This is a genomic window from Candidatus Saccharibacteria bacterium oral taxon 488 (assembly GCA_013100805.1).
In the GTDB taxonomy this organism is placed as follows: domain Bacteria; phylum Patescibacteriota; class Saccharimonadia; order Saccharimonadales; family Saccharimonadaceae; genus Nanosynbacter.
Genome location: CP040000.1, coordinates 593,065 through 606,965 on the forward strand (window position 1 = coordinate 593,065; position 13,901 = coordinate 606,965).

Annotated in this window: 12 protein-coding genes; 1 reads left to right on the forward strand and 11 read right to left on the reverse strand. The window is 51.5% G+C overall.

Annotation, left to right across the window (positions count from 1 at the left end; all coding sequences use genetic code 11):
- Positions 1-2: 2 nt before the first annotated feature.
- Genes FBF27_03140 through FBF27_03150 form a run of 3 tightly spaced genes read right to left on the reverse strand, consistent with a single transcriptional unit; the run spans position 3 to position 3,167 of the window.
- Positions 3-1,586, reverse strand: coding sequence for an excinuclease ABC subunit UvrC (locus FBF27_03140; GenBank protein QJU09392.1), 1,584 nt, complete (start codon positions 1,584-1,586; stop codon positions 3-5).
- A 21-nt stretch (positions 1,587-1,607) separates the two neighbouring features.
- A complete protein-coding gene (locus FBF27_03145; GenBank protein ID QJU09393.1) occupies positions 1,608-2,411 on the reverse strand; it encodes a hypothetical protein in 804 nt (267 codons plus the stop codon).
- An 18-nt stretch (positions 2,412-2,429) separates the two neighbouring features.
- The gene (locus tag FBF27_03150) at positions 2,430-3,167 is read right to left on the reverse strand and encodes a phosphohydrolase (GenBank protein ID QJU09394.1); all 738 of its coding nucleotides are present in this window, start codon (positions 3,165-3,167) and stop codon (positions 2,430-2,432) included.
- A 78-nt stretch (positions 3,168-3,245) separates the two neighbouring features.
- Between FBF27_03150 and FBF27_03155 the strand changes: the two genes are divergently transcribed.
- Positions 3,246-4,664 carry a threonine/serine exporter family protein gene (locus tag FBF27_03155; GenBank protein QJU09395.1) on the forward strand — a complete coding sequence of 473 codons (1,419 nt, stop codon included), beginning with the start codon at positions 3,246-3,248 and terminating at the stop codon, positions 4,662-4,664.
- A 15-nt stretch (positions 4,665-4,679) separates the two neighbouring features.
- Here FBF27_03155 and FBF27_03160 read toward each other — a convergent pair whose 3' ends face one another.
- From FBF27_03160 to gatC, 8 genes are read right to left on the reverse strand one after another with little or no spacing between them, the layout of a single operon-like run.
- Positions 4,680-8,447 (reverse strand): DNA polymerase III subunit alpha, encoded by a 3,768-nt coding sequence (locus tag FBF27_03160; protein ID QJU09396.1) that lies wholly within the window; start codon positions 8,445-8,447, stop codon positions 4,680-4,682.
- A 58-nt stretch (positions 8,448-8,505) separates the two neighbouring features.
- Positions 8,506-8,850 (reverse strand): hypothetical protein, encoded by a 345-nt coding sequence (locus FBF27_03165; GenBank protein ID QJU09397.1) that lies wholly within the window; start codon positions 8,848-8,850, stop codon positions 8,506-8,508.
- Complete coding sequence (locus FBF27_03170; GenBank protein ID QJU09398.1) at positions 8,837-9,745, reverse strand: UTP--glucose-1-phosphate uridylyltransferase; 909 nt, start codon at positions 9,743-9,745, stop codon at positions 8,837-8,839. The genes FBF27_03165 and FBF27_03170 overlap by 14 nt, the downstream gene beginning before the upstream one ends.
- Complete coding sequence (locus FBF27_03175) at positions 9,742-10,314, reverse strand: NUDIX hydrolase (GenBank protein ID QJU09399.1); 573 nt, start codon at positions 10,312-10,314, stop codon at positions 9,742-9,744. The genes FBF27_03170 and FBF27_03175 overlap by 4 nt, the downstream gene beginning before the upstream one ends.
- Positions 10,314-11,816 (reverse strand): Asp-tRNA(Asn)/Glu-tRNA(Gln) amidotransferase subunit GatB, encoded by a 1,503-nt coding sequence (gene gatB, locus FBF27_03180; protein QJU09400.1) that lies wholly within the window; start codon positions 11,814-11,816, stop codon positions 10,314-10,316. Before gatB ends, FBF27_03175 begins: the two co-directional genes overlap by 1 nt.
- Positions 11,813-12,232: a hypothetical protein gene (locus tag FBF27_03185; protein ID QJU09401.1), complete on the reverse strand. Its 420-nt coding sequence runs from the start codon at positions 12,230-12,232 to the stop codon at positions 11,813-11,815. The genes gatB and FBF27_03185 overlap by 4 nt, the downstream gene beginning before the upstream one ends.
- Entirely contained in the window at positions 12,232-13,602 is a 1,371-nt protein-coding gene (gene gatA, locus FBF27_03190) for an Asp-tRNA(Asn)/Glu-tRNA(Gln) amidotransferase subunit GatA (protein ID QJU09402.1), read from the reverse strand. Before gatA ends, FBF27_03185 begins: the two co-directional genes overlap by 1 nt.
- Positions 13,602-13,889 carry an Asp-tRNA(Asn)/Glu-tRNA(Gln) amidotransferase subunit GatC gene (gene gatC, locus FBF27_03195; protein ID QJU09403.1) on the reverse strand — a complete coding sequence of 96 codons (288 nt, stop codon included), beginning with the start codon at positions 13,887-13,889 and terminating at the stop codon, positions 13,602-13,604. The genes gatA and gatC overlap by 1 nt, the downstream gene beginning before the upstream one ends.
- Positions 13,890-13,901: the final 12 nt, after the last annotated feature.

The window sequence follows — 13,901 nt, forward strand, 5'->3', positions numbered from 1 at the left end:
ACTTATGATGATAGCATAAGCATAATCTTTTTCGCTAGCTCTTTATCCACGATTTTTTCCAGGTCGGCGGGCGAGGCACTCCGTATACGGTTGATGCTGCCAAACTTTTTCAGCAATTTCGCGCGGGTTTTTGGCCCCACGCCAGGAATTTCCTCCAGCTGGTTTTTCGTTTGCTGCTGACGTTTGAGCGCGGTGTGGTAGCTCACCGCAAAGCGGTGCGACTCGTCGCGGATGCGCTGGAACAGTTTGATTATGTCGATTGTCGCGAGACTACTCTCGTCCGTTATCGGGCGTTCGTGACGAGTTTCCTCGGTGCTGGCCCGTAAGTTTTTTGAATGCGAACCGGCATTACGTTGACTTGGATGCAAATTCACCATGTAAACGTCGCCATCTTCATGAACCATAATGTCCGCCCGCGGCTGCGACCGAACCTGCTTGATGAACGCCGTATCAATCTGCGAACCAATTTTATGTACCAGCAATTCTTCCTCACGCTTGGCGATGCTGATGATCGGCACGGTGACGCCACGCTCATCACGAGCTTTGATAGCCGCCGCTAGCTGGCCTTTGCCACCATCAATGAGCAGCAGATCAGGACGGCCCCAGCTTTTTAGATTACGCTCGCTCAGCCGGCGAAAAATCGTCTGATGGATATTACCCGTGTCATCATTTTTCTCACTGACTTTGAATTTGCGGTACTCCGCCCGGTCGCTCGCGCCATTCGTAAATACCACCATACTGGCGACAACTTGCCGCCCACTCATATGCGAAATGTCATAACCCTCAATGCGCGCTGGGATACCTTTTAGACCCAACAATTTCGCCAAATCAGCCAGCGCCTTGTCCTTAGAAATATCCAAAAACTCTTTGTCGCCAAAACAAACCCGCCGCTGTAGCTCCTGCATGGCGCGCAGTTTATTGCGAAGGTCGGCCGCCCGCTCAAAATCATGCAGCCCAGCCGCCGTTTTCATGTCGCGCTCCAACTCGGCGGCGATAGCCTTACGGTTGCCTTTGATGTAGCTGATGAGCTTGCGTAAAGTAGCTTTGTAGGCGGCTGACCCATCACTCAGCCGCGGACTCAAACCTAAATCTTCATCCAATTTCGACTGCCCCGGACGGCGCTGCCTGGTCAAATACGGAAAAACCCGCCGCAAATAGCGCAGCGCTTTTTTCAAAGCAAAGCCATTATAGAACGGGCCAACATATTCCGCCCCATCATCAGCTGGATTACGCGTAAAACTGACGGTTGGCCACTCACTTTTCATGTCAATTCGCACATACATTTGCGATTTATCATCGCGCAGCAGTACGTTGTAACGCGGCATGTAACGTTTGACCATCTCGCTCTCCAGGAACAGTGCATCAACTTCGCTCTCGGTCTCAATCCAATCAGTATCAGCAATTTCCGCCACCAGCGCCATGGTTTTATTGTCCCGCCCGCGCGAATCCTGAAAATACTGACGCACGCGGTTTTTCAGCACCGCCGCCTTGCCTACATAAATAATCTCGCCGCTGGCTGACTTGTGAAAATAGACGCCGGGAGTGCGCGGTAGGGTTTTGAGTTTTTGCTGCAACCGTTTATTCACAGCTACCATTATATCAAGCGATCACGTCTTGCCGACAAAACCACTGAGTACGCCATCCAGTTCGCCTTGAGCAAGTCGTACCGCCCACTCTTGACGCTCAAGGAATGATAGCAATCCAGCCTTTAGCCCAAACCAGCCTAACTTTTTTCTAGCTTCGGTAACTTTTTTTGATTGTTCCCTGAACGTATAATACTGATCGCGACAATCTTGCGGAATATCTGAAATTTTGCGGTTTGGCATTATAACTTTTATTAACTCCTCGACTTTTTCTTTGTCTTTTGGACGCCAGCCGGTAATCGAACGACATCCGTACGCTCCTAATTGAGAAATTGGATTAAGGATAGCACATACTGTCTCGCCATCTCTCTTCACAAGCCACTGATCAAGACTAGATGAAGGAATTTCCGTCTCAATACCGCCAAGGCGCCAGTATAGACGACCTTCATCATCAATATAACGATCACCGACGAAATCAAATATACCACGACGATTTTTTTCGTATGGATTAAGTCCAAAGGTTGAAATTACTAACTTATCACCGATAGCATCGGTCATTTCCCGCTGACAACCCTTCACAACAACCTTATCTGTGCTTTGCACTAATGTATCAAGGTCTCGCACCGTACCATTTTCACGTAAACACGGTAAGCACACACCGCCAGGCAGATACACAACGTGATTGTCCCAATCAATTTCGGCAGCGTTGGTAACTGCATGCAGACCTAGCCCGCCGACAACGTTATACGGAGCTTCGCGATCTTCCATTCTGTCATGAATGCTGCGTTCTACAAGCAGCGAGTACATATTTTCTGAAACTTCACTCATGCCATAGTCCTTGTCCGCTTATTGTAAATCATTTGCCTTAGTTATATCAAGTAAATACCCTTCCAAAAACTCACTCCACTCCGGCACATTCTTCTCGCGGAAATAGGCACGAAGGAAATCAACCATAACGTGCTGACGCTTCCTCGCTTCTATTCGCCCCGGCTCCGTCAGCATCAAGCCCTTCAACTTCAGCAGTTTCTCAAAAAAGTGATTAATAAAGCCATCGGTATCATGCGTGTTGCCATTAACGTCGTATTCGTGCGCTGCTAGATCAACATTTGGCCAAACCGTGGGGTCAAAAATCCGCCCACCGTGATGGCAGGCATACATCAACCCTCGCTCAATCCCGACCGCGCCGATAGCATCGCACATGTCAGCGTCAGACACTAGCTGCCCTGCCAACCGCTGCGGCTGCTGCCCGTCCAGCCGTTTGCCATAACCGATCGCCGCAATATTTTCTAATACCGCCTGGCATAAGTCAGTGGCCACTCCCGCCTCCGCCATACTATTGACCGCGTTCGTCAATTTCTCTGCCTGCACTTTGCCGATTAATTTGTAATCATCAACGTCATGCAACCAAGCCGTCAATAGCACTTCGTACAGGTCTACCGGCTCATTACATTCGCTCGCAAAACGTTCCGCCAGCAGTGCCACCCGCTCAACGTGATCATCGGCATGACCCGATGGATCGCCACCTAATATACCACGCACTTTATTTTTTATTGTCTCAAGTTGAGCTATCTGCCGTTCGTCCATGAGTTTATTGTATCACCCATGCAGGCCTCGACCCGCTAAACTATTTCCATTTTAGCCAAGAGGCGCTATAGTAGTGATGTGAAAACAACTGTCAAAAGAAAAGTACCTGAATTTATCAAGCGATCACTGGGACGAATTCCACGATTACCAACGCCAGAACCCATTTGGCAATTAGATAAAATCGACGAGAGCCTGACGCCGAACATGCGAGCGCTGCGGATGACGATGACAATTGCCGAGGAGCTACTGGCGATGGGAGTAGCCGCACGGGACGTCGTGCATATGGCGCTGGGGATCACTGGCACATACTGTAGGCGACGGGTTCACATTGATATCAGCTCAACGCTCATCACCATATCTCAAGATCGCGGCTCTGAGCGCGAACCGCTCACGTTGGTGCGAACGATCACGTTGAAGTATGTCAATTACCAAACGATCCAAGCATTGCAAAACCTCGCCCTCGTGATTCGCGACCATCACTTACCACTAGCAGAGGCTGAGAGACGAACCGAGGAGTTATTGACAAATCGACGGGAACATTCACGCTGGATCGTCTGCCTGGCGGGTGGTGGCGTGTCGATGGGCGTGGTGATTTTATTTAACGGCTCAATCCTGATGAGTGGGCTGGCGTTTGTGATGGGCTTCGTGGCGACGGCGACAATGAGGATTCTGGACAAATGGGGCCTCGCAACATTTTACCTCCAAATCATTACCGCACTCCTAATCACCCTGGCGGCGGGTGCTGCCCAGTGGCTGAATGGCTGGCTGGGCTGGCAGGTTGATACGACGATGCTGGTGATCAGCGGTATCGTGCTGTTGGTGGCGGGGCTGATGATCGTTGGCGCCTTTCAGGATGCGATTGACGAATATTACGTGACGGCAAATGCCCGGCTACTACGGGTGATTATGGCGACGATGGGTATCGTTGTCGGCGTGATGACCGGGCTATACATCATTCAGCGATTTGGGATTAGTTTTCCAACGACGCCGGATCGGCTGGGGCTAGCGGCAGACATACGGGCGCAATACTTGGGAGCGCTGATTATTGCTGCTGGTTTCGCGGCCGGCAATCACGCGCGTTTGTTCGGAATGCTGATTGCCGGCGGTGTTGGCGTGTTGGGATGGTGGGTGTCAAGTACGCTAATTGGGTCACTCGGAGTTGTCATCGCCAGCGGCGCCGCAGCAACAGTAGTCGGATTGACAGCGGTGCTGGCATCCCGGCTGTGGCGCTTTCCTTCAGTGGCCATTATCGCTGCTGGCATCGTACCGCTGGTGCCGGGCTTGTCGCTCTACAACGGCTTGATGGGTGTGATAGAAAATCCACCGACCGACCCTGAATTTTTACTGTCACTGGCCGTCCTCGCACGAGCCATCATGATCGGCGTGGCCATCGCCATCGGCGCATCACTTGGTAATATGATCGGCCGGCCGGTACGGCGTGGTATGATTCGCTGGTATAATAAGCTCCTGCGACGACGAGAGCTTAACATTCAATAAGCCCGGGGAATACTCTTATTTCAAGACTACACACTCGTCACCCAATATTTGACGCAGCTGATCCATCAGCTGGTCGCCAGCCTCAACACGAAACGGCATGCGCATGGCGGATTTATTGGCCTCACCCAGCACCAACACCACATCAGTTACGCCAGCGTATTTGGAGCAGAGCGACTTGAGTGCTACTAGCTTATCATGGTCGCTCGGGTTTTTGATATGAAGAAATAGCTTTTCTGTCTCGGGCACGGCGTGCGTGGCTGCTGGATGCGGTGGCGTGTTTGTCGTGTCGGCCGGTGTTGATTTCACGTTCACCCTTTGTGCTGTCGATACTCGGGCTGCGCCTGCTCGCTGAGTCGTTTGAGCTCGAAGTGCCGTACGCCGCTCTTGCCTGACATTGCTACTCATCTTTGGTGCTTCCATTTTACGGCCGGTCGACTGATACTGCCGGAGGTCATCGTCAGAAATCAATTCGATTTCATCAGCAATCATCTTGCTCTCTGATCCCAAATTACCGTCCCGATCACGGGCTGAGTTTTTGCCGGTCACCCGAATGACAGCGTCCTGGACGAGCTTGGCGCCGACTTGCTCATACAAATTCGGAAAGACGATAGCTTCGCCCTCGCCAAACTTATCTTCGATCCCAACGAATGCCATCTTGCTGCCTGACTTGGTAACGATGGTGCGCACCGTCGTGATAATACCGCCGATCGTCATCAGGCGACCGTCGTATTCTGGCACCAGCTGCGTTAATGGCTGCGCTTGCTCACTCAGATATGTTTCATACGCATCGAGCGGATGCGCCGAAATATACAGCCCCATCAGCTCGCGCTCCCACATCAACCGCTCTTTGTTGGTATGTTTGGCCGGCGCTGGCTGTAGCTGCATCGTTGGCTGAACATCAGCCGACTCATCACCAAGCATACCAAACAGGTCAGTCTGCCCCGACGCGGCCTCTTTCTGAGTTTTTTGAGCAAAGGCGACAATGGTATCAAGATTAAACAATAAATCAGACCGATCACCAAAACTATCAAAGGCACCAGTTTTGATCAGCGACTCCCAGGCCTTGCGGTTAAACTTGCCGGTCGACACTCGCTTGGCAAAATCTTCGACCGACTTGAACGGGCCATCAGCCTCGCGAGCACGAATAATTTCTTCCACCGCACCGACACCAACGCCCTTGACCGCTGCCATACCAAAACGAATCTTCTTTTCATTAGGCACCACCGCGAACTCGACAAATGACTCATTAACATCCGGGTTAAGCACTTCAATGCCCATGTGCTTACACTCGGTCATCTCGATGGCCAGGCGCTCAGTATCATCCTGGTCACTGGTCATCAGCGCCGCCATGAATGCGTCAGGATAATGCGCCTTGAGATACGCCGTCCAGTAGGCGATCAAGCCATAACACGCCGCGTGACTCTTATTGAAACAATAGTTAGCGAATTCTTCCAACGCATCCCAGAACTGCTCAGCAATATCCTTGGTCGCACCACCAACCTTGACTGCGCCCTCGACGAACTCAGGTTTAACCTTTTTCATGAGGTCGATTTTCTTTTTACCCACCGCCTTACGCAGGGTGTCCGCCTGGCCGCCGGTAAAGCCGCACCACTCTTTGGAAATCTGCATAAACTGCTCCTGATAAACCAAAATGCCGTAGGTGTTTCTCAGCGAGTTTTCCATACCAGGGTGTAAGTAGGTAATCTCTTCCTCGCCATGTTTACGTTTGATGAATGAGTCGATAAACTGCATCGGGCCCGGGCGGTACAAGGCCACCATGGCGATGATGTCTTCAAAGACACTCGGCTTGAGCTCGCGCAGGTACCGCTTCATGCCAGCCGATTCCAACTGGAAGACACCAGTGGTATCACCGCGCTGGAATAATTTGTAGGTTGCTTCATCATCCAGCGGCAGCGTTGATAAATCAATATCCGTTTTGTAAACTTTGCGAATAATACGCAGGGCATTGTTAATTATAGACAGGTTAGACAAGCCCAAAAAGTCCATCTTCAGTAGCCCCAGTTCTTCCACCGGGCCCATCGGATACTGAGTCGCCACCACGCCCTTTTGCGCCATCTCCAGCGGCACGTATTTCACCAAGTCATCCGGCGCGATCACCACACCAGCGGCGTGTACACCGTGTGAACGAATCGTTCCCTCTAGTCGGGAGGCAAAGTCATAGACGGTTTTGGCGGTTGGATTACTTTCGTATTCTTTCTTGAGATCAGGGTCTTCCTCCAGCGACTTTTTGATGGGTACATGACGACCCTGGACGGGTGGCGGGATGAGCTTGGCCAGCCGGTCAGACTCGCCGTACGGCACCTGCAATACCCGCGCCACGTCACGCACCGACGCCCGCGCCGCCATGGTGCCAAAGGTACAGATATTGGCCACTCGTTCTGAGCCATATTTCTTGGCACAATATTCGATCACCTCGCCGCGACGGGTATCTTGAATGTCGATATCGATGTCAGGCATGGAGATACGGTCGGGGTTAAGGAAGCGCTCGAACAGCAGGTCATAATGTAGCGGATCAAGGTCAGTGATATTCAGCGCATAGGCGATGATTGAGCCAGCCGCTGAACCACGTCCCGGCCCAAAAATAATCCCTTGAGATTTGCCCCAGTTGATAAAATCCTGAACAATGAGGAAGTAGCCGTTATAACCCATGTTGTCGAGCACACCAAACTCCATGTCCAGTCGCTCTAGCTGCGCCTCTGATAACTTGGCTCGCAGCTGATCATTCGGGAGCTTCTTCGCGTCCTCCAACTTCATGCCAGCGTACCGTACTGCCATACCGCTATACACCAGATGATCCAGATATTCTTTTTCGGATTCACCGTTTGGCGTTGGAAATTTCGGGATGAGAATATCACCCAGTTTGATTTCCACGTCACAGCGGTCGGCGATGGCTTTGGTATTGGCAATTGCCTGAGGATTGGTTGTTTGCCACCGCGAAATGATGTCTTCTGGCGTCGTCAAATGGAGCTCAAAATCCTTCAAGCTCATCCGCTTTTCATCACTCAAATACGCACCGGTACCAACGCACAGCAAAATCTCATGCGCCTCCTGATCTTCGTGATTGAGATAATGACCGTCGCTGGTCACCACACACGGAATATCCAATTCCTCGCTGATACGCTCAATGTAATCATTGACTTTTTTCTGCTCCGGCCAGTGGCTGCGAGCTTCGGGGTGACCATGGTCTTGGAGCTCCATGTAGTATCGGTCGCCAAACACTGACTTGTACCAGCCAGCAATTTCCTTAGCTTTTTCATAATCATCATTACGCAAATTCTCGCCCAGCTCACCACCAATACAGCCAGACATACAGATGATGCCTTCATTGTATTGTTCCAGCAATTCGTGGTCAATACGCGGTTTGTAGTAGACGCCCTCAAGGTTAGCAATAGTACTGAGCTGCATCAGGTTTTGATAGCCCTTGTGGTTCATAGCCAGCAGCGTTAGGTGATAACGTGCCTTGTCCTTGGCCGGGTCGCGGTCGTGACGAGTGCGGGCTGCTACGTAGGTTTCAATGCCGATGATTGGCTTGATACCGACATTCTTAGCCGCTTTATAAAACTCGATCGCACCCGACATGGTACCGTGGTCGGTGATAGCACAGGCCTCCATGCCCAGCTCCTTCACCCGAGCCACCATGTCAGGAATTTTAGTCAGCCCATCCAGAAGCGAATGGTGAGTGTGATTATGTAGGTGCACGTAATCAGACGGCTGCAACGCGGCCGCGGCTTGAGCTGAAGCTGTCGTATGTTTGGTAGCCATTATTCATTGCGCCTCCCTCGTGGGCGCCACCTCCTCTTTCTTCACCCAGTATAGCATGCTAGCGCCGCCGCTGCATGGTATCAATCAGCTGGTTGAGAAAATCCGCCAGCGCCGGAAAGACGTCGGCAAACCGCCCCAGCAGCCAAGCTGACACCATGATCAGTACCGTCACGCCCACAAGGCTACCCATGCCAAAGAAAAAGCCGCGCCAAAAGTTTATCCAATAGATCTGCCGCTGTGATCGATGAAAATCAAAAAACAAGTCTTCAATCATTGCTTGCCGAGCACCGTTTTCATTGTCACGCTTGATGCGATCAATGGCGCGGCGGGCTACCGAGGGACGTGGGTCGGCGGCCTTAGCCTCCTTATGGCCACGTTCTTTTGACGATTTAGTTGGCGCCATTTTCCTCAAGCCGCTTGACTAGATATTCGCGAAGGCTCGCACCAAGCTTCGGATCACGCATGCCAAAATCGATCACTGTCTTGAGATACTCTAGCTTGTCGCCAGTGTCATAGTACGTGCCATTGGTAATTTCCACGCCATAAAAACTATGGCCGTCATCAATCATGCTCTGCATAATCGGCTGCACCGTAAATTCACCGTGACCATCAAACGCATGCTTGGCTTTCTCGAGATAGCTAAAGAACTCGCCCGGCAGCAAATAGCTACTGACGCTTGCAAGATCGGATGGGGCATTAGCTTTGCCTGGTTTTTCAACAATGTTCGTCATCTTGATCACACCGTCAGCAACCTGCTCACCGTTAACCACGCCGTAGCGATCAAATTCAGCATCATCAATAATCTTCTTGCACGATAGCACCGCGCCGTCTAATTTTTGCGCCGCAGTGATTATTTGGCGGAACCGGCTGGGACTGGCAGCAATAAAGTCATCAGCAAACGTATAGATAACCGGCTCATCACCATTGATCAAATGCGCGGCGCAGGTCAACGGTGTGGCATTACCGTACGGGCCTTTCTGGCGAATGTAAACAAAGTTTGCCATTTCCGACAAATTATTCACGATGTCAATCAGTGGCTGTTTCTTGGCGCCGCCCGCCCGCAGATTGACCAGTAGTTCCTCGTTCGGCCTGTCAAAATGATCCTCAATTGCTCGTTTGTTGGCGCTGCCGATGATAATGATATCTTTGATGCCGGCCTCGACTAATTCCTCGACAACGTATTGGATAATCGGCTTGTCGATCAGTGGCATCATTTCTTTTGGCATAGCCTTGGTTTGCGGCAAGAACCGCGTACCGAAGCCGGCGGCAGCAATGATAGCTTTGGTTGGTTTTTTCATGATAGTTCCTCCTGTCGTAGGTTATCTAAATAATCAAACAAAAGCGCGAATGGCCCTGTTACACATAAATCACCCGCCCGAGCGATAGCAAACAACTCTGCCGCTGAAACAAACCGTAGTTCAGCGCCCTGGCTACTTTCAGCTTCATCAAGGTGAATTGTATCCTCATTGTACACGCAGTCAGTCGCCAAGTACACTGCGATCTTGATATTGATGTACGGCCCCTCATAGCATTCACCAATATATTCAAAGCGCCCTGGCGTGCAGCCGGTCTCTTCCACTAGTTCACGCCGCGCTACCATCTCTACTGCTTCACCCGGCTCCCCGTCACCGCCGGGAAAATCATAGAGCCATTTTTCTGGACCAGCTCGAAACTGATAGGTCATAGCGATCTTGCTATCCGTCGTCACTGCCACCACCAACACTGACACTAACTCCTCAGAAAAGAAGGTTGTAAACTCATGCTGTTCGCCATCCTCTGCTTGATACCGCTTGATGACGGCCGAGCGTTTGTACGCCTCACCGACATTCTGTATGGTAGTTGGTTGAATACGCGTGAATGTTTTCATTACAGTCGCTCTCGAATTAATTTCTGGGTGAGGCTCGGGTTGGCCTGACCCTTAGAGCGCTTCATGACTTGGCCGACGAGGTAGCCGATAGCTTTGTCTTTGCCCGAGCGAATATCAGCGATGGATGCCGCCGAGGCTGGGTTATTCAATACTTCGTCAACGATGGCTGCGATGACCCTCTCGTCAGACACCTGCAACAAATTCTTACTCTCGGCAATCTCGCGCGGCCCCTGCTCGAAATATTGTCGATCAAACAAACTGAGGAAAATCTCCTTACCGCCCGTCGAACTCACCTCGTTATTCTCAACGAGTAGCGACAGCTCCGTCAACCGACGTGGGCCAACATAGCCCTCCCCGATGAGATCCATATCAATCAGCTCCTCCGACGTCGAAGCAAACCAGTTAAAGATCCGCTTGACCAGCCGCTGATATTTTATCTTGTCAACCCCCAGTTCATCAAGGACGGCTTGCTCGTTATGCACCGTCAGCGTCTTGATAGCATCAAGCAATATCGCGAGCGGCTGATGGCCGAGTATCGTCGTAATCACCGAATGATCCAACCCCAGATCAGCCCAACGCTCTCGGCACTGGCTTGGCATCAACGGCATATACTGCTGCATGTGAGCAATCTCCTCGTCAGTCAAAACAATTGGCGGGATATCCGGATCAGGCATGTAGCGATAATCCTGGGCGTCTTCTTTCGAGCGCTGTGAAGTGGTGATTTGCTGGTCGTCGCTCCAGCCGCGAGTTTCCTGAACCACTGGTTCGCCGCGCTCCAATAGGTCAACTTGGCGCTTGAACTCGTATTCAGCGGCTCGCTCGACGCTGCGAAATGAATTAAGATTCTTCACTTCGGCGCGCTTACCCAGCTCGGTCGCGCCTTTTTTAGCTACCGAAATATTGACGTCAAAGCGCATATTGCCGTGATACAAATCACCGTGCGTCACGCCTGCATAGACCATCAATTTATGTAACTCCGAAGCGTACGCCCTAGCCTCTTCGGCAGAATGCATATCCGGCTCAGAGACGATTTCGATCAGCGGTGTACCAGCGCGGTTGAGGTCAACCAACGAGTAGCCATCATGATGTGTCAATTTGCCAGCGTCCTCCTCCATGTGCGCGTGATGAATCCGCACTCGTTTGAGCGAGCCATCTTCTAGCGGCGCGTCGACATAGCCAGCCAAGATAATCGGCTGGTACATCTGCGAGGTCTGATACCCCTTTGGCAAATCAGGATAGAAATAATGTTTGCGATCAAAGCGACTAACGCGGGCAATCGGCGCATTCAATACTTTGCCAGCGCGCACCGCCAGCTCGACAGCGTGCTTGTTGAGCACCGGCAGCATCCCGGGTAGGCCAAAGTCAATCTCGTGCGTTTTACTATTCGGCTCAGCATCGCGAGCGTCATTATCAGCCGGGCTAAACAACTTGGTTTTGGTCGCCAGCTGGACGTGGCACTCAATGCCAATGGTCATTTCGTACTCATCATATACACTCATCATAACGCTCCCAAATCTTTTAATGCTTGTTCAAAGGCGGCCATTGCCCGCTTGAATGTCTGGGTGGTGATGGTGACCCGACTTTCGTGGGCAATTTGATTACGCAGCTTATGCGCCGACCAAACCGCGTCCTCATTCGTCCACAGACCACGCCGCGCCTTGAGTCGTTCACCCATCGTCGTGCCACTAACGCCATATTCGCGCATCGCCCGGTCGAGCAGCTTGTCAGCTTTGATAATCGCCATTTGCAGACTGTCGGGGTTATTTGTATCGGCCACACGCTGCACCGCCTGCCAGACTTTTCGGTATAGTTCCCGGTCGAGCTTCTCCGTTTGTTTTGACGTCAACTGAATGAATAGCATCAATAGGCCACCGATCACCAGCGCCGCCACCACTAGCGCGATCAACAATCCATCCATCAGATGACCTCCACTTCCGCCGCCAACTTCAGTAAGTTGCCGTCTGACTGATAATCACCAATCAGCTGTACGCCAATCGGCAAGCCCTCGTCGTTACTTCCAGCCGGCACAGAAATTGCCGGCAGTCCAGCCAGGCTGGCCGGCACCGTCATGATGTCTGCCAGGTACATTTTGATTGGATCATTGGTATTTTCGCCAAGTTTGAATGCTGGTGTCGGCGCCGTCGGCATTAACAGCGCGTCATACTCAGTGAACAACTTTTTGAACTCGTTGATGAGTAATGTGCGCGCTTTTTGCGCCTGCATATAATAGGCGTCAAAAAAGCCGCTCGACAACACAAAACTACCGATCATAATTCGCCGTTTATTCTCCGTCGTAAAACCTTCGTTGCGGCTGCGACCATACAATTCCGCCAGCGTTTTCACCTCAGCCGCCCGGTGACCATAGCGCACGCCATCATAGCGCGCTAGATTTGACGACAGTTCTGCCGGCACAATGATGTAATACATCGCCAGCGAATGCCGCATCATGCTGAGATCCACTTCTTCAATCTCATAGCCCAGCTGCTTCAATTTTTCTGCATAGTCAAGCGTTTTCTGGCGAACCGCCGTATCCACATCATCGGTCATACATTGCTTAACCAAACCAATCTTTTTCTTTCTAAAGCCTGGCTGGTTCTGCCAAAAGTCAGGCAGCGTCGTCATGTCCTTGTCGTCGCGGCCCGCCATAATTTCCATCACCACATTAGCATCATCAGCATTCGTGGCGAAACAACCAATAGTATCCGTACTCGATGCCATGGCTACCACGCCGTAGCGACTGACTGCGCCGTATGTTGGCTTGACACCGACCACACCGTTAAAACTGGCTGGCTGACGAATCGAACCGCCAGTGTCTGTCCCCAATGCAAACGGCACCACGTCAAGCGCCGTCACTACCGCCGAGCCGCCCGACGAACCGCCGGCTACTCGAGTTTTATCCGTAGCGTTTTTAGTCGGACCAAAGGCTGAATTTTCCGTCGAACCGCCGTGAGCAAAGGCGTCCAAGTTGGCCTTGCCGATGTAAATTGCACCTTCGGCCTCCAATTTTTCAACCGCCGTGGCCTGCAGTGGCGCCTCAAAATTCTCGAGCATTTTTGAAGCAGCAGTCGTCGGCGCCCCAAAGGCTAAGAAATTATCTTTTACCACAAACGGCACGCCAGTCAGCCGCCCAGAAATTTCACCCTGATCAACCTTCGCGGCTCGCTCCAGCGCCCGTTCTTCCGTTAAACTCAACAATGCGTGATAATCTTCAACTTCGCGCGCTCGCCGCAGTGCTTCTTTAACATTTTCGACTGCACTTTTTCCGGTAAAATCACTAATCTGGCTCATCACAGCACCTGCGGCACTTTTACTTGATTATTCTGTTTTTCGGGTGCCAAGTTAAGCAGCGCTTCTCTGGAAACCCCTGGCTGAACCTCATCGTCGCGCCAAACGTTCTCTAGACCTGTAACTTGATAGGTTGGCTCCACGCCCGCCGTGTCGAGTTTCCCTAGCTGCTCAATGTAGCCAATTATATTTTCCAAATCCTGGCGCAGTCCATCAACTTCATCATCGGCTAATGCCAGACTACTCAAACTCGCCAAGTGCTGAATGTCACTGGTAGAAATAGTTGTCATGCAGTCTATTAT

Coding starts and splice junctions, on each gene's coding strand:
- FBF27_03145 (QJU09393.1), bottom strand. CDS start 2,411: ATGAGTGAAGTTTCAGAAAATATGTACTCGCTGCTTGTAGAACGCAGC.
- FBF27_03165 (QJU09397.1), bottom strand. CDS start 8,850: ATGGCGCCAACTAAATCGTCAAAAGAACGTGGCCATAAGGAGGCTAAG.
- gatA (QJU09402.1), bottom strand. CDS start 13,602: ATGAGCCAGATTAGTGATTTTACCGGAAAAAGTGCAGTCGAAAATGTT.
- FBF27_03170 (QJU09398.1), bottom strand. CDS start 9,745: ATGAAAAAACCAACCAAAGCTATCATTGCTGCCGCCGGCTTCGGTACG.
- FBF27_03175 (QJU09399.1), bottom strand. CDS start 10,314: ATGAAAACATTCACGCGTATTCAACCAACTACCATACAGAATGTCGGT.
- FBF27_03150 (QJU09394.1), bottom strand. CDS start 3,167: ATGGACGAACGGCAGATAGCTCAACTTGAGACAATAAAAAATAAAGTG.
- gatC (QJU09403.1), bottom strand. CDS start 13,889: ATGACAACTATTTCTACCAGTGACATTCAGCACTTGGCGAGTTTGAGT.
- FBF27_03160 (QJU09396.1), bottom strand. CDS start 8,447: ATGGCTACCAAACATACGACAGCTTCAGCTCAAGCCGCGGCCGCGTTG.
- gatB (QJU09400.1), bottom strand. CDS start 11,816: ATGATGAGTGTATATGATGAGTACGAAATGACCATTGGCATTGAGTGC.
- FBF27_03185 (QJU09401.1), bottom strand. CDS start 12,232: ATGGATGGATTGTTGATCGCGCTAGTGGTGGCGGCGCTGGTGATCGGT.